Below are 15,992 nucleotides of genomic sequence, written 5' to 3'. Positions count from 1 at the left end.
CTGAGGGAGAGGGTTAGGGGGAGGGGGCGCAAACGACTATGCCGCATTCCCTTTCGCCATCGGGGCCAGTGCCGCAGGCAACTCTTTACCCAGCCCCTGCACCAGCGAATCTTGCGTAATTTCGCTGATCGATTTCGCGCCAGTCAGCGTCATCGCCACTTTCATCTCTTTTTCGATCAGATTTAGCAGGTTAGCTACACCCGCCTGGCCCGCTGTTGCCAGCGCATACAAGAAAGCACGACCCAGCAGTACGGTGTCGGCACCGAGCGCAATCATACGCACGACATCAAGCCCGTTACGAATTCCGCTATCCGCCAGAATGGCTATATCACCTTTCACCGCATCTGCAATAGCAGGCAGTGCACGGGCGGAAGAGAGTACACCGTCCAGCTGGCGGCCACCGTGGTTAGAAACCACAATTCCATCAGCACCAAAACGTACTGCATCGCGCGCATCTTCCGGATCGAGGATCCCTTTGATCACCATCGGGCCATCCCAGAAATCGCGGATCCATTCAAGGTCTTTCCATGAGATGGACGGATCGAAGTTATTCCCCAGCCAGCCGATGTAATCTTCCAGTCCGGTCGGTTTGCCGAGATAAGCTGAGATATTACCTAAATCATGTGGACGACCGTTCAGGCCCACATCCCACGCCCATTGCGGATGTGTCACCGCTTGCAAGTAGCGGCGCATTGCCGCGTTCGGGCCGCTCATACCTGAATGCGCATCACGGTAGCGTGCGCCCGGTGTCGGCATATCCACGGTGAAAACCAGCGTCGAACAACCCGCTGCTTTTGCTCGCTCCAGCGCGTTACGCATAAAGCCGCGATCGCGCAGTACATAAAGCTGGAACCACATTGGGCGCTTGATGGCTGGCGCGACTTCTTCAATCGGGCAAACGGAAACCGTCGAGAGAGTAAACGGAATACCATGCGCGTCCGCCGCTTTGGCTGCCTGAACTTCGCCACGACGCGCATACATGCCACACAAACCCACCGGAGCCAGTGCCACCGGCATCGACAATTTCTCATTAAACAGCGTCGTTTCCAGGCTTAAGTCGGACATGTTTTTCAGAATACGCTGGCGCAGCGCCACTTCTGACAAATCTTCCACGTTGCGGCGCAGCGTGTATTCAGAATATGCACCACCATCCATATAGTGGAACAGGAACGGCGGCAGAATGCGTTGCGCTGCGGCGCGATAATCGCTGGCTGCGGAAATAATCATGCGTTTTTCTCCCTCGAATGCTCATTATGCTCACCGGGCAGGCGGGTAATCCGTGCGTGGCGAGCCTGATCTTCATCGAATCGTTTCATGGTGGTGTGAACAAAACTAAGGTGCGCCATCATTGCTTTACGCGCCCCGTCAGCATCACCGGCAAAAATGGCGTCAATGACAGCCTGATGTTGTTCGGTCAGTTGTGAAAAAACCGGTGGCACCAGATACATCCGCTGACGGCTATGCTTCACTGAGGATTGCAGGACATCGAAGAAACCGCGCATGGTTTGCAGCAGCACGATGTTATGTGAGGCTTCGGCAATCGCCAGATGAAAACGAACGTCCGCTTGTGAGGCGATATCCGGGTCTTCACTTAGCGTTGCTTCAAAGCAAAGCTGAATCTTTTCTTTGTCGCCAGGTGTGGCGCGCATTGCCGCATGCCATGCGGTGCTGGCTTCAATGGCGTAGCGGGCTTCCAGAATATCGAAACTGTAATCCGGATCATCGGCCATCAGTGTTTTTAGCGGCTGGACGATGTTTTGCTCCGACCATGTGTCATGACGCCAGCGAATAAACGTCCCGCCGCCGCGTCGACTGAGCAGCACGCCTTCACTCACCAGTTTTGCCAGCGCCTCGCGCAGTGAATTACGTGATACGCCGAGTTGCATCGCCAGTTGGCGCTCAGCGGGCAACTTCATGCCCGCTTCCAGGTTTTTTTCATCAATCAGCGCCCGCACACGATCGGCAACCTCGTCTGACAGGCGTCTGGGTAAAACAATCATTAAGGAATCATCCACGTTAAGACATAAGCCTGAAGCGTGGTGATCACGCCCACTATACAGGTGAAGATCAGGCTGTGTTTGACAGTAAAGCGGAACAAATCAGACTCTTTGCCCACCAGGCCTACCGCCGCACAGGCGATAGCGATAGATTGCGGGGAGATCATCTTACCGGTGACGCCACCGGTGGTATTGGCGGCAACCAGCAACAGATCAGAGACGCCAATTTGTTGTGCTGCGGTGGCTTGCAGCGCGGCGAACAGGGCGTTAGATGAGGTATCCGACCCGGTCAGGAATACCCCCAGCCAGCCGAGGAACGGCGAGAAGAAGGTGAATGCATGACCGGTGTGCGCCAGTGCCAGCGCCAGTGTTGATGACAGTCCGGAATAGTTCGAAATAAAGGCGAATGCCAGCACCATACCGATGGAGTAGATGGGCAGAGCCAGTTCTTTCAGCGTGCTGCCGAAGGTGCTGATAGCGTCAGACGGTTTCATCTTCAGCCAGACAATCGAGAGCAGTGCAGCAAACAGAATGGCGGTGCCGGTGGCAGAGAACCAGTCAAACTTAAACACGGCGGCATAGGCTGTAGCCTCGCTGACCACTGGCGGCATACGGGCAACCAGTTTATCGAGGTACGGCACCGGAATATTGATCACCCACTCATACAGCGCGCCACCCGATGCGAACAGGGCTTTAAACGGCGGGATACTCCACAGTGTTACGGTAGCTGTCAGGAACAGGAACGGTGTCCAGGCACGTAACACCTGACCCGCAGTGTAACCGGTGTGGACCAGCGTCATATCAACCTGTGACGCCCCCAAATCACCAAAACGGAATACACGCACTGGCTGCCAGCGTTTGAGGAACAGCGTCAGGCAGAGCAGTGATACCAGCGAAGAGATAATGTCCGGCAGCTCCGGCCCAATGAAGTTAGAGCTAAGGTACTGAGCGATGGCAAACGAGCCGCCCGCAACCACGACCGCAGGCCACGTCTCTTTGATACCGCGCCAGCCGTCCATAATCGCCATGATCCAGAACAGCACGATAATGGTCATAAACGGTAGCTGCCGCCCCACCATCTGACCAATCTCAAAGCTGTCGATACCTGTTACCTGTCCGGCAACCAGGATTGGAATGCCCATCGCACCAAATGCCACTGGCGCGGTGTTAACAATCAGGCACAGCCCGGCGGCGTACAGCGGTTTAAAACCCAGGCCGACCAGCAATGCGGCGGTAATTGCTACCGGTGCGCCAAAGCCTGCGGCTCCTTCAAGGAACGCGCCGAAACAGAAACCGACGATCAGCATTTGCAGACGCTGGTCAGGGGTTATCGAAAGAATAGACGAGCGAATGATGTCAAACTGCCCGGTTTTCACCGAGATCTTATAGACGAACACCGCTGCAATAATGATCCACGCGATGGGCCACAACCCGTAGAAGAAACCATAAACCACCGAGGCCAGCGCGTTAGCGACCGGCATTTTATAGAACAGCAAAGCCACGGCAAGGGCGATTGCCACCGTCCACGAGGCGGCGACGTATCCTTTCAGTTTGAGCTTAATCAGCGCAAAGAAGAAAAACAGGATGGGAAGCGATGCTATCAGACTGGAAAGCCAGATATTCCCGGCGGGATCGTAGTTTTGTTGCCAGAGATTCATTGCAGGTCTCCTGGAGTCCACGCACATCGTGTAATGAGTCTGTTGCTCATCTCCTTGTCACACGTTGTGTAAAAGTGGCACTGCCAATTGTGTTGTGTAGGGATAATGACAATGAATGGTTAACTAAATGTTATGTATTGGCAACATTGATGTGAGTTTTAATTGGGAAATTGTGAACCAGAGGTCAGATAAGCGAAGAATTGGTAGGGCCAATTCTTGTGGGGGGAGATGTCTGGTAAAGAAAAGGGCAATCCTCATCAGAGAATTGCCCTTAGGTTGTTGATCCAGAGCGCCTTATCTTGCCTGATGCGCGTAGCGCATCAGGCAATTTGGCGTTTGCCCTTAGTCACACTAACTTAATGGATCATTACCACTGAATACCGGCACCGAGTGCGGCGGAGTATTCACCCTGGCTATTGGTACTACCTTGTAATTTGTAGACCCAACGACCATTGGCGCTCACCATCGATACACCTAAAGCAACTGCCGATTCACCGTTGTAAGTACCGCCACTAATAGAAGCCATGCTGGCACCCGGTGTATAAGCCTGCGGCAGACCGGTCATTGCCATTGCAGAAGCGATACCACCACTCAACTTGCTTTCGGTTTTAGACAGTTTGTTATCCATCTCAACCATCCGCTGATCGGTGTATTGCTTCGTTTCCTGCACGCTTTGCTTCAACTGCGCGTAGTTCACCGCGTCGTTGTTGTTGACGCCAGCGGAGACGTTGCTGATACGAGTCGTACCACCGTTGCCGCCACCGAGGGTGATATTGCTATAGTCGATAGAACCATCAGCTTTGGTGTCGTAACGCACGCCGCCCGCCTCAGAAGACTTCAACTGCGCAACGTTAACAGCATCGGTAGCATTTTTACCTGCGGCAACGTTAGTAATACGGCGTTGGTTAGTGGAAGAACCTACAGAGATTGTATTTTCTTCATCTGCAACGGAACCGGTACCCAGTGCGACGCTGTTGTCAGCGGCAGCAATGGAACCAGAACCAATAGCAACGCTATCTTTACCCTGGGCGTTGGCATCTACGCCATCGGTGTTGGTCTTGAAGTACTTGGTGCTACCGGTGGTGACAATGTCGCCAATACCGTTTTCGATATTAGTAACGCGAGTATCCAGATTAGTGACCTGATTGTTCAGGTTAGTAATGCTCTGGGTATTTTGCGCTACGCGCTCATCAGTGACTTTCAACTGACCTACGTTAACCGCATCGGTATCCGCTGAACCAGCCGCGACGTTGGTGATCTGACGTTGACCGTCTTCGCTGCCGACAGAGAATTCACCGACAGAATTCTGCGGCGCGTCCATGTTGTAGGCGGTGTAGTCAGTCTGCGCACCACGGGTGGTCTGGGAACCACTACCCATCGCAATACTGTTTGCATGATTTGCACTCGCGTTGCTACCGATAGCAATACCGTTGATTGCATCAGTTAACACCAGAGTGTTCAGGCCAATACCGATCCCGGCATCACCATTAACAATGGTTTTCGCACCCATTGCCAGTGAGTCTTCACCGACAGCCAGTGAATCTTCTTCCGTTGAATTAGCATGGAAGTATTTGGACGGTGTCGTTGCTACAGCACCAATCGCATTCTGCAACTGGCGAACCGTAACGGCGTCATGGGCTTCGGAACCATCGGCGACGTTGATGATTTGACGATATTTACCGTCATCACCAATTGACAACGCGCCAAGCAGTTCGCCATCACTGGTGTTATAACCAATGACTACGCCATCTTCGGTTACGCTGGTATCACGGGAGCCCTGAAGGATGACACGGTTAGACACAGAACTGCTGCCCAGAGCAATTCCAGATTCAATAGTACTGCTGCTGTTCTGTCCAATTGCCACACTGCTATCGCCTGATGCGACGGAGTTATAACCTACAGCTGTAGCGCCCACACCCGTAGCACTGGCATCCTCAAAGACTAAGCCGCTGTCGTTAGTACGCACATAGTTGATACCTTCACCGTTCTCTGTGATATAGCTTTCGCTGGTATCACCGGCAATATTCTGGATCAACATATTCGTGGCATTTAACTGGGAACCGTTAACCGCGTCGGTGCTGGTTTCGTTAATCTGACCATTGGCTACGTTGGTGATGACACTGGCTTTGCCATCATGGCTGGCGTTAAACGCACCGTTTTCACCTGCGGTAGCGTCCCAAAGCAAGGCGTTATCCAGGGTTGAGTCAATTGCATTCATCGCATCGCCGACGTTGGTATAGTCGGTATCAGCAATGGTGTAAGTCGGTGCGCTGATGCTGCCGTCAGAATTCACCGCCGCACCACCACCAAGAGCCTCAGCGACGGAACTGCTAACGCCGTGGAGTTGAGCCCCATTAACCGCATCGGTGCTGGTGTCAGAAATTGTTCCTGCCGCGACGTTAGTTATTTTGCTGGCACTGCCATCGTGGCTGGCACTGAAGGCACCATTTTCACCTGCGGTAGCATCCCATAGCATCGCATCGTCAAGAGTGGTATCAAGCGCGTTTAGGGCATCGCCGACATTATCGTAATCAGTGTTAGCAATGGTGTACGTTGGTGCACTGATGCTGCCATCCGTATTCACGCCAGCACCACCACCCAGAACATCGACAACAGAGTTGCTTACATCGTACAGTTGTGAACCATTCACAGCATCAGAGCTAGAGTCAGAGACTGCACCGTCTGCGACGTTAGTGATTACGCTGGCGGTAGAACCGTGTTTGGCACTAAATGCGCCAGTCGTGCTATCCCAAAGGAGGGCATCGCCGAGTGAGTCGCTAAGTGAGGTGTTAATGGCGTCAAGTGCAGCACCAACATTGGTGTAATCATTACCATCAATGTTATAGGTAGGGCCGCTAAATACGCCAGAATCGCTCACAGTGGCACCACCACCAAGATAGGTGGCGATCGAACTGCTCAACCCATGAAGCTGGCTGCCATTAATGGCATCAGTACTGGCGGATGATACAGTCCCTGCCAGGACATTGGTGATTTTGCTGGCATCTTTGTTTGCACCATGCGCTGCACTGAATGCAGTGCCATCCCAAAGCAGCGCATCCTGTTCCAGAGCGTCAATGGATGTATTCAGAGTATTAATGCTGGCGGTGTTAGTAGCAATATTGGTGGTGTTGGTCGCCACATTCGCGTTAGTCGCGTTCAGCTGCGCACCGTTAACTGCGTCCGTACTATTTTCAGATAAAGTACCTGCTTTAACGTTGGTAATAGTGCTGGCTGTTTCTGTACCGTGCGCGGCGCTATACGCTGTTCCGTTCCAGAGTATTGCATCCTGCTCAAGGGTATCGATCGACGTATTGAGAGTATTAATATTGGCGGTGTTGGTCGCAATGTTAGCCGTATTGCTGGCGATATTGGTGGTGTTGGTTGCCACGTTATCGTTAGTAGCTTTCAGTTGCGAGCCATTAACCGCGTCAGTACTGTCATCCGAAAGGGTGCCAGCTTTCACATTAGTGATGGTGCTGGTGGTTTCCGTACCATGAGCGGCGTTGAATGCAGTGCCGTTCCAGAGCATAGCATCCTGTTCAAGAGCATCCACAGACGTGTTCAGGCTATTTATGCTTGTGGTGTTAGCCGCGATATTAGTGGTATTGGTAGCAATGTTGGCAGTGTTACCTGCAATATTGCTGGTGTTGGTCGCAATGTTGGCAGTGTTATCGGCAATATTACTGGTGTTGGTAGCAATGTTGGCAGTGTTATCGGCAATATTACTGGTGTTAGTGGCAATGTTAGCCGTGTTGCTAGCGATATTGGTGGTGTTGGTCGCCACGTTATCGTTAGTGTCTTTCAGTTGCGAGCCATTAACCGCGTCAGTACTGTCATCCGAAAGGGTACCAGCTTTCACGTTGGTGATGGTGCTGGTGGTTTCCGTACCATGAGCGGCGTTGAATGCAGTGCCATTCCAGAGCAGGGCATCATCTTTAAGGTCGCCAACAGTATCTGTCAAATTAGTGATATTGGTGGTGTTGGTAGCAATATTTGCAGTGTTAGTTGCAATATTTCCGGTATTGGTAGCGATATTGGTGGTATTGGTCTCAACATCATCATTGGTGGCTTTCAGTTGTGAACCGTTAACCGCGTCTTTACTGGAATCTGAAACTGCGCCATCCGCCACATCGGTGATTACGCTGGCAGTTGAGCTACCATGAGCGGCGCTGTATTTGTCTCTGTTTTGATCCCATTGCAGGGTGAATTGATCGAGTACAGTGAGCGCATCGCCAACGTTATTTTTGTTACCATTTTTTAAATTGTAGGTTGGTGCTTTAACAGTACCGTCGTCAACGTTTACCGATGAACCCCCGCCAAGCCGTTTTGCCACCGAGTCGCTGATGGCATAAAGCTGTGAGCCATTAATGGCGTCGTGGCTATCAGCCTTGATCGTGCCATTTTTTACATTAACGATCTTGCGTTGTAATGAGTCACTGCCGACAGAAACGCTATCGTCTTGATCCGCAATAGAACCTGCGCCCAGCGCGACAGAGTTAATACCGTTGGCATTGGTATTGCTCCCAAGCGCAAGACTATTATCGCCAGTTACAACACTGGCCTTACCTAAGGCAATAGCGTTTAAGCCACTCGACTGGCTACCATTACCCAGAGCGATAGCATCAGCGCCGTTAGCCTTGTTGCCCTGGCCAATAGCAATTGCACTATCTGCCAGAGCCTGGCTGCCATTACCCAACGCGATGCTATTCACTCCTTTTGCATGCGCTTTATTGCCGATAGCGGTCGCATTTTCAGCGGCTTCGCTTTCTGCTCCCAGCGCCATAGCATAATCTTGTGACGCATTGGCATTATCACCGAGACCGATGCTCATAATACCAGCCGCCTTAGCGGCATTTCCCAGCGCAATGGCGTTTGCTCCATCCGCTTTGGAGCTATCCCCCATAGCTATAGACAATCTACCCAGCGCTTTGGAATAACGACCAAGGGCCATTGAGTATTGGCCGAATGAATACGACGATGCACCCAGCGCGATACTCCTGTCACCTTCAGAGATTGCACTAACCCCAAAGGCCATTGATGCACCACCAATAGCATGGGTTTTTGAGCCGATGGCAGAGCTATATTGGCCTTCAGCTATAGCGTCATAACCTAAAGCGGTACTGGCACCAGCGTTGTTTAAAAAAATATTTGCTTTTGCACCTTTACCGATAGCAACCCAGCCGTCACTAGCTGAGCCATCGCCGTAATCAACGCCCTGACCGTCGTAATTATCAGCCAGCGCCCCAAACGATGACAACAACCCACCCGCAACCAGCGCAGAAATTAACAGCTTACTGCGCCCAGATTTCTTGCCACGGCTTTTTGCCGTTTCGCTGGTAACAGTATAATTCCCTGTGGCAGGGTTCCAGATAACTTTAAATATTTTGTTCATTAATGATGCTCGCTATTCCTTGTTATAAGCGTACTAATTGCATTTATTTTTTGCTTCTTTTCTGCCGATTATCAGCAGCGGGAAGATTGTCAAACTGAATATTTTCCATATTGATGGCTAACTTCAGATATCCCAGGTTATTTGGCGATACACCCTTCAGTGTCAAATTAATGTCTTGCCATTGACCTGGTAATAATTTCAATGTGGATGTCATTGATGTGTTGAAAAGTAATTGTTGCCACCGGGCAAACTCTTTGGCATCGACAGGTTTTTCACCACCCCATGTCGCATTAAAGCCAATGTTTGAGATTGGTATACTTAATAAGTTGACCAGTGAAATATGAATAACACTGCCATTCTCTGTGGCGTCAATGGATAACACTCGGCCCGCTAAAGCCACCGAACCGTTGTTCAGGATGAAATACTTCGTTTTTGCTGGGTTAAACTCGGTAAAAATAAAAGTATTTTGTTGGTCTTTAACGGATTTAATTACGTGAGTTAAAGTCTTTGTGCTGTTTATTATGCCAGTTTGTTGTTTTTGAATAGTTTCGAGTTGACTCTTTAGCTGTGCTTGTTGTTTTTCAAGTAGCACAATTTTATTGTTATGTTCTTCTTCTTGTTTCAGTAAACTACTTTCTGGCTTGCCTTCTTGAATGTAGTCACATCCCGTTAATGCGCAGAGAACTGAAACAGTGACAGCACTGAAAAAAATCTTCTTCAAGTTCATGTGAAAATCCTTATTGCCTCCGACCAGCGATCAATGCCGGTAGAGTTGTCCATTGTATTATTGGTGATCTATGTTGCTTTACATTAATGACAGTGATGTGTGTCGATTAAATATTGTTTTAAGCATTCATCATAAAAATGTATCATTAGTTTCAAAAGATGTCTGTGTTTGTATGAATATAATATTTTTCGTGGATTCTAATGATGATTATTAATAAATGTCAAATATGAAAGAAACCATGTATGGGAAAAATTTTACAGATAATTGATTGTATGAATATGATGATTAAAATTTCACAATTAAATCCGAAAAAAAGAGACGTAACTGCTTGTTAATTAATAAATGATATCTTCTATATATTTTTATTGTTTATAGGTGGTTATTTCGGTAAAGATGCATTTTCAGAATATCAACCAGCGGTAAATCGACGTAAGGGGAGTGAATTGTTTGGTCATTAGGCGAGTAGACAGGAGAGTCCCCGCATTGACCAGCTAACGCAAGTCAGATGCGGGTTGATACGATCGTACCAGTCGTCTGAGGGGCTTAAAACGCGGTCTTTGAAAACCCGGTCATCTCTTCCAGGCCCATTTCACGGCCCAGTGCGGTCATTGGGTGCACAACCACCAGTCCGCGAACACTTTTCTTCAGCTTGCCCATATCAGCCTGCTCTTTTTTGGTAATTGCGCGCTGAAACGGCATCTTCATCAGTTTTTGTGCTTCTTTACTCAGTTTTTGGCTATGAACCTCACGCAGGCGAGCAATTTCTGCTTCCAGCGTGGCTTTCTCTTTTTCCAGCTCGGCATATTTGTCTGCGGCTTCAACCAGCGACAGATCGGCCTGCTGGTGGCGGATGGCGTCCAGGCGATCGCTGAGACGTTTGATTTCGTTTTTTTCGACTTCTTTCATGTGATGGCTTCTGATAAAGATAAATTTATAGCCCCTAGTATGCGCGACCAAGTGCTTTGTTCACAACTGATGACATTGTAATAGTTCTGCACGTAATCATTAACATGCTCAAAAACTACGCAATTCGTTGATTAATTAAGAAATCTATAGAAAAAAGATAATAAACAGCAGCGGATGATTATTGAGGATTCAGCACGTTTTCCTTAATGTCATCTTTACCGGGAACCTAAACTAAAATTGGCGGCCGCGCATTCCCGGCGCGGGGTAATACGGAGATATCATCATGGGCAAATTAGGTGAAAACGTTCCGCTTCTTATCGATAAAGCCGTAGATTTCATGGCATCAAGCCAGGCGTTCCGGGAGTATCTGAAAAAACTTCCTCCCCGTAACGCGATTCCGTCCGGAATACCCGATGAAAGCGTGCCGTTATATCTACAACGTCTGGAGTATTATCGTCGGCTTTATCGGCCGAAGCAGGTAGAGGGGCAGTAAGCAGACGTTGCTTACTTTTGAAAGGCTTTTTTTAAGCTGATTTTGGAAATCAGCTCAGTCAGTGAAAGGACCATTGTTGATCGCACAGCCTGTTGATAGCGCTGAATTTGCATTGCATACAAACTGGAGTCTGCTGGTTCAAACTGTGGCGGCGGTGGTAACGCCGCCACGCAGTGCAGTTCACCAAAGGGTCCAAGGATTTCGTCGTCGGTAAAGGCGTACTCGTTGCCGTCGTGATTTAGCTCTTCACGCAATGCCATCAGCAGTTCCGCATCTTCGTATTCCTGGCGGTTAATGACGCCCAACCCGTAAATGAGTTTTAAACGCACAGAAAGATCGCCCAGCGGACCATCGCCGTCGAGTAACGGTTCTACAGCATACTTCACCGCGTAATCGTCTTTGCGGAATACCTGAAGCACCAGAAGATTTACCGCCTCGGTCAGGAGCTCGACGGCGGTGATCAGAAAGCTTCGCACGGTTTTGCCAGCATTCAGACGCTCAAGCACACGGTTTTCAAAGGCCTGGGTTTGTTCCATTGTTGCCTGCATATCTGACAATCTGTTATTCGGGCGCAGGGTGTCCTGCGCCTGGTCCACCATTATTGCATTGCTTTATAAGCGGTTACCGCCTCGGATACAACCTCGCTGTTGGCATCAAGACCAGAAATCTGTGCCAGCGCCGCCTGCGGACCTTTGTCAGCGATCAGTGCTGCCAGTTCCTGAGCCTGCGGATCATCTTCACTGCGGAAGTGCATTGCAGCGGCAATACCTTCAATCAGGTTTTTATGTGGCAGACCATATTCCAGCGTACCGAGCAGTGGCTTGATCAGACGGTCGCCAGCACTCAGTTTACGCAGCGGCTGACGGCCTACGCGCTCAACATCATCTTTCAGATACGGGTTCTCAAAACGACCGAGGATTTTCTGGATGTACGCCGCATGCTTGTCAGCGTCAAAGCCGTAGCGCTTGATCAATACTGCACCACTTTCTTCCATCGCACCTTTTACCACCGCGCGGATTTTCTCGTCGAGAATCGCGTCACGAATGGTCTGATGACCGGCCAGTTTTCCGAGGTACGCGGTTATAGCATGACCCGTGTTCAGGGTGAAGAGTTTACGTTCGACAAATGCCATCAGGTTGTCGGTTAACTCCATGCCTGGGATGTTCGGCAGTGCGCCTTTGAACTGCGTTTTATCGACAATCCATTCGCTGAAAGTTTCTACCGTCACTTCCAGCGGATCGTTAGTTGCCGAAGCCGAAGGCGGTACGATGCGGTCAACGGCGGAATCGACAAAGCCAACGTGTTCTTCTACCCACGCTTTGGCGTCTTCCGGCAGGGCGTTCATCACATGGCCTTTCAGCTGCGTGGTACCGCGTACCATGTTTTCACAGGCGATGATGTTCAGCGGGGATTCATTACCTTGTTCTTTACGTTTCACCAGCCCTTTGGCGATTGCCGGAGCAATACGTTCCAGCACAACCGGGCCAACGGCGGTAGTGACTAAATCAACCTGAGCAATCAGATCAACGACATCATCACCAATGCTGCTGACAGCATTGACGCCGGAAACGGTATCTACCTGCTCGGTTTCACCAACCACATGTACCTGATAGCTATGACGGGCATTCAGGGCATCAAGTACCACCTGATTGACATCGGCAAACGTCAGTTGGATACCCGCGTCTGCCAGCAGTTTACCGATAAAGCCACGACCGATATTACCTGCGCCAAAATGTAATGCTTTCATAGTATTAACCTTCATCAATGTTTTTACCCGAGAGGGCTGGGGTGAGGCTTTTCCCTCACCCAAACCCTCTCCGTGAGGAGAGGGGCAGCGCCGGATGCGGCGTAAGCGCCTTATCCGGCCTACAAGAACGTGCAAATTCAACAAATTGTGATGCATCCTGTAGGCCTGATAAGCGTAGCGCATCAGGCAATTAACCCCACCTTCTCCATGTGGAGAGGGTGGGATTGGATTACTTACGACCTGCCAGCAGTTCCAGCACTTCATCCACGCTGGTGGTGTGTGCCAGACGCTCGATGACGGACTCATCATCCAGTGCATTGGTCAGGCTGGTGATAACCTGAATGTGCTCGTTGTTACGGGCAGCAATACCAATCACCAGACGGGCAATGTCATCTTCTTCTTCACCGAAGCGCACGCCTTCCGGGTACTGGCAGAACACGACGCCCGTTTTCAGTACGCGATCTTTCGCTTCAACCGTACCGTGTGGCACCGCGATAGACTCACCCAGATAAGTCGGGGTCAGTTTTTCACGATCCAGCATCGCCTGAACGTATTCCGGCTCAACGTAACCGCCTTTCACCAGCTGCTCGCCAGCAAAACGAATCGCTTCTTCTTTGGTTGCCGCTTTGCGACCGAGGAAGATGTTCTCCGCGCCTAGCTTGAACAGGTTAGCACTGGAATCGTCAAAGCTGTCTTTCAGGCTGTCTTTTACTTTCTCTTCGTTTGCCGTGTGGCGTTGGGCAGCAACCAGACGTTCGGTCAGGCTGGTGTACAGGCCGCTGTCGAGGAAGTTGGTCAGCGAAATATGCTGTGCCTGCGGAACCTGGCGCATAGCGCGTTCGGTCAGGTCACGGTGAGTGATGACGAGGTCCACATCTGGCGGCAGGTTGTTGATCGCGCTGTTAGTAACAGAAATCTGCGACAGACCTGCATCCTGAATTTTCTTACGCAGAACGCCTGCGCCCATCGCACTGGAACCCATACCGGCGTCACAGGCAACGATGATTTTACGTACGTGGCTCAGGTCGTTAGTCACATCGCCAGCAGACAGCGGAGATGCGCCTTTAGACTCAGCTTTCATGTCCTGCATACGACGAGTTGCTGCTTCAATATCATCTTCTTCTTTCACTTTGCTGGTTTTCAGCAAAATAGCAGAGACAACGAAGGAGACAGCCATCGCCGCACACACACCCGCGATGTTAGCGAAGTAAGCACCTTTTGGCGTCATCGCCAGTACCGCAAGGATAGACCCCGGAGATGCTGGAGAAACCAGACCACCGCCCAGGATAGTCAGCGTGAACACGCCAGTCATACCGCCGAGGATAACGGCCAGGATCAGACGCGGATTCATCAGCACATACGGGAAGTAGATTTCGTGGATACCACCCAGGAAGTGGATGATTGCCGCACCGCCCGCAGACTGTTTAGCACTACCACGACCAAAGAACATGTACGCCAGCAGCACGCCCATACCTGGACCTGGGTTAGCTTCAATCAGGAAGAAGATGGATTTACCCAGTTCATGGGACTGCTGAATACCCAGCGGCGAGAAGATACCGTGGTTAATGGCGTTGTTGAGGAACAGGATTTTCGCCGGTTCAACAAAGATAGATGCCAGTGGCAGCATGTCATGGACAACCATGAAGTTAACGCCCGCAGCCAGCATTTTGGACAGGGCTTCAACAATCGGGCCAATGCCGAGGAATGCCAGAATGGCGAGGATCATCCCGATGATGCCAGCGGAGAAGTTATTCACCAGCATCTCAAAACCGGATTTGATCTTACCGTCTACCCAGCGGTCGAAGTGCTTAATGCACCAGCCGCCCAGCGGACCTGCAATCATAGAACCGAGGAACATCGGCATGTCTGCGCCGACGATAACGCCCATGGTGGTGATGGCACCGACTACGCCGCCACGTTCGCCGCCTACCAGCTTACCACCGGTATAACCGATCAGCAGCGGCAGGAGGTAAGTGATCATCGGTCCGACTAGCTTCGCCAGCGTCTCGTTCGGTAACCACCCTGTTGGAATAAATAATGCGGTGATGATACCCCACGCGATAAACGCGCCGATATTTGGCATCACCATGTTGCTGAGGAAACGACCAAAGCTTTGCACTTTGATCTTAATATCGGATGACATAAAAACACCCCTTCTTATGTTTGCTGTCGCGCAGGCTGGAAGCCCGAGGTTTTTTGTTAATGTAGCGGCAGAGGTAGCCGGACCTTGTAGATACTGCGAAATCTGGCACTGAATCGGTTAACTGTCCAGTCGACGGCCTTTTGTGTGATATCAGTCACATAAATATAGGGGGTAGAGAGGTAATTGACGTGATGCTCATCACAAAACGCTTGTGTAAAAAAGCAACAAGGCGGCGATTTTCGCTAAAAATGGCATTTAAATGTGAGTAATGTCACATTTTTGTTTTGATGGTTTGTTGAATCTTTGTGATCTGAATCACAAGATATTTTCTTACGGCGTTCACCTGATGTGATCTACAGCATGTTATGCCTTCGTCATACAATCGTTATGTAACTAAGCAACTCATCACCTCTAAAAATTATTCTTTGGTGTTATGGCGAGAATCGCGAACCCGGATTATTGTCAAAATATCAGCCTGACTCCCTTCTGGCTGCCAGCCCAAAAACAACACTGATAAACGTGAATCCGAGGCAGATATGTTTCTAAACTATTTCGCGTTGGGAGTGCTGATCTTCGTCTTTCTGGTGATTTTTTATGGAATCATCGCGATACATGACATCCCTTATCTGATTGCCAAAAAGCGCAACCATCCCCATGCCGACGCTATTCATACGGCGGGCTGGGTGAGCCTGTTTACTCTGCATGTTATCTGGCCGTTCCTGTGGATCTGGGCGACGCTCTATCAACCGGAGCGCGGGTGGGGCATGCAGTCACATGTTGCGTCGCAGGAGAAAGCGACTGACCCGGAAATCGCCGTACTTTCTGACCGAATTTCCCGGCTGGAGCATCAACTCGGGTAATGACTCCAACTTATTGATAGTGTTTTATGTTCAGATAATGCCCGATGACTTTGTCATGCAGCTCCACCG

12 protein-coding genes are annotated in these 15,992 nt (G+C 50.3%); 2 read left to right on the top strand and 10 right to left on the bottom strand.

Annotation, left to right across the window (positions count from 1 at the left end):
• Nucleotides 1-36 precede the first annotated feature (36 nt).
• The 6 genes from lldD to RTW80_RS07845 all read right to left on the bottom strand — a co-directional run bounded on the left by lldD (nt 37) and on the right by RTW80_RS07845 (nt 10,680).
• Nucleotides 37-1,227, bottom strand: a complete 1,191-nt coding sequence (gene lldD / locus RTW80_RS07870; RefSeq protein WP_000586962.1) for a quinone-dependent L-lactate dehydrogenase — start codon at nt 1,225-1,227, stop codon at nt 37-39.
• The gene (lldR, locus tag RTW80_RS07865; protein WP_000636500.1) at nt 1,224-2,000 is read right to left on the bottom strand and encodes a transcriptional regulator LldR; all 777 of its coding nucleotides are present in this window, start codon (nt 1,998-2,000) and stop codon (nt 1,224-1,226) included. Before lldR ends, lldD begins: the two co-directional genes overlap by 4 nt.
• Nucleotides 2,000-3,655, bottom strand: a complete 1,656-nt coding sequence (gene lldP / locus RTW80_RS07860; RefSeq protein WP_032247779.1) for an L-lactate permease — start codon at nt 3,653-3,655, stop codon at nt 2,000-2,002. The genes lldR and lldP overlap by 1 nt, the downstream gene beginning before the upstream one ends.
• A gap of 367 nt (nt 3,656-4,022) precedes the next feature.
• Nucleotides 4,023-9,047, bottom strand: coding sequence for a YadA-like family protein (locus tag RTW80_RS07855; RefSeq protein WP_063119266.1), 5,025 nt, complete (start codon nt 9,045-9,047; stop codon nt 4,023-4,025).
• Between the two features lie 43 nt (nt 9,048-9,090).
• Nucleotides 9,091-9,774 (bottom strand): DUF3251 domain-containing protein, encoded by a 684-nt coding sequence (locus RTW80_RS07850; RefSeq protein WP_001049550.1) that lies wholly within the window; start codon nt 9,772-9,774, stop codon nt 9,091-9,093.
• A gap of 543 nt (nt 9,775-10,317) precedes the next feature.
• Entirely contained in the window at nt 10,318-10,680 is a 363-nt protein-coding gene (locus RTW80_RS07845) for a YibL family ribosome-associated protein (RefSeq protein ID WP_000665676.1), read from the bottom strand.
• 283 nt (nt 10,681-10,963) lie between these two features.
• Between RTW80_RS07845 and yibT the strand changes: the two genes are divergently transcribed.
• A complete protein-coding gene (gene yibT, locus RTW80_RS07840) occupies nt 10,964-11,173 on the top strand; it encodes a protein YibT (protein ID WP_000517100.1) in 210 nt (69 codons plus the stop codon).
• A gap of 11 nt (nt 11,174-11,184) precedes the next feature.
• Here yibT and mtlR read toward each other — a convergent pair whose 3' ends face one another.
• From mtlR to mtlA, 3 genes are all read right to left on the bottom strand, one after another.
• The gene (gene mtlR / locus RTW80_RS07835; RefSeq protein ID WP_000228269.1) at nt 11,185-11,772 is read right to left on the bottom strand and encodes a mannitol operon repressor MtlR; all 588 of its coding nucleotides are present in this window, start codon (nt 11,770-11,772) and stop codon (nt 11,185-11,187) included.
• Complete coding sequence (gene mtlD / locus RTW80_RS07830) at nt 11,772-12,920, bottom strand: mannitol-1-phosphate 5-dehydrogenase (RefSeq protein ID WP_000645420.1); 1,149 nt, start codon at nt 12,918-12,920, stop codon at nt 11,772-11,774. The genes mtlR and mtlD overlap by 1 nt, the downstream gene beginning before the upstream one ends.
• Before the next feature lie 229 nt (nt 12,921-13,149).
• Entirely contained in the window at nt 13,150-15,063 is a 1,914-nt protein-coding gene (gene mtlA, locus RTW80_RS07825; protein ID WP_000093247.1) for a PTS mannitol transporter subunit IICBA, read from the bottom strand.
• A 536-nt stretch (nt 15,064-15,599) separates the two neighbouring features.
• On the opposite strand from mtlA, the gene RTW80_RS07820 reads away from it, so the two are divergent.
• Nucleotides 15,600-15,923: a DUF3302 domain-containing protein gene (locus tag RTW80_RS07820; RefSeq protein WP_312718806.1), complete on the top strand. Its 324-nt coding sequence runs from the start codon at nt 15,600-15,602 to the stop codon at nt 15,921-15,923.
• A gap of 10 nt (nt 15,924-15,933) precedes the next feature.
• Here RTW80_RS07820 and RTW80_RS31285 read toward each other — a convergent pair whose 3' ends face one another.
• Complete coding sequence (locus RTW80_RS31285; RefSeq protein WP_003032489.1) at nt 15,934-15,990, bottom strand: IS1 family transposase; 57 nt, start codon at nt 15,988-15,990, stop codon at nt 15,934-15,936.
• Nucleotides 15,991-15,992 lie beyond the last annotated feature (2 nt).

It is taken from the genome of Escherichia sp. AM3, assembly GCF_032029835.1.
GTDB lineage: Bacteria > Pseudomonadota > Gammaproteobacteria > Enterobacterales > Enterobacteriaceae > Escherichia > Escherichia coli.
The sequence above is the reverse complement of the archived record's forward strand: the minus strand, read 5'-3'. Positions and strand labels throughout refer to the sequence as shown.

What these genes read in the sequence shown, in the direction of transcription:
- lldD (WP_000586962.1), bottom strand. Translation starts at nt 1,227, where the DNA reads ATGATTATTTCCGCAGCCAGCGATTATCGCGCCGCAGCGCAACGCATT.
- lldR (WP_000636500.1), bottom strand. Translation starts at nt 2,000, where the DNA reads ATGATTGTTTTACCCAGACGCCTGTCAGACGAGGTTGCCGATCGTGTG.
- lldP (WP_032247779.1), bottom strand. Translation starts at nt 3,655, where the DNA reads ATGAATCTCTGGCAACAAAACTACGATCCCGCCGGGAATATCTGGCTT.
- RTW80_RS07855 (WP_063119266.1), bottom strand. Translation starts at nt 9,047, where the DNA reads ATGAACAAAATATTTAAAGTTATCTGGAACCCTGCCACAGGGAATTAT.
- RTW80_RS07850 (WP_001049550.1), bottom strand. Translation starts at nt 9,774, where the DNA reads ATGAACTTGAAGAAGATTTTTTTCAGTGCTGTCACTGTTTCAGTTCTC.
- RTW80_RS07845 (WP_000665676.1), bottom strand. Translation starts at nt 10,680, where the DNA reads ATGAAAGAAGTCGAAAAAAACGAAATCAAACGTCTCAGCGATCGCCTG.
- yibT (WP_000517100.1), top strand. Translation starts at nt 10,964, where the DNA reads ATGGGCAAATTAGGTGAAAACGTTCCGCTTCTTATCGATAAAGCCGTA.
- mtlR (WP_000228269.1), bottom strand. Translation starts at nt 11,772, where the DNA reads ATGGTGGACCAGGCGCAGGACACCCTGCGCCCGAATAACAGATTGTCA.
- mtlD (WP_000645420.1), bottom strand. Translation starts at nt 12,920, where the DNA reads ATGAAAGCATTACATTTTGGCGCAGGTAATATCGGTCGTGGCTTTATC.
- mtlA (WP_000093247.1), bottom strand. Translation starts at nt 15,063, where the DNA reads ATGTCATCCGATATTAAGATCAAAGTGCAAAGCTTTGGTCGTTTCCTC.
- RTW80_RS07820 (WP_312718806.1), top strand. Translation starts at nt 15,600, where the DNA reads ATGTTTCTAAACTATTTCGCGTTGGGAGTGCTGATCTTCGTCTTTCTG.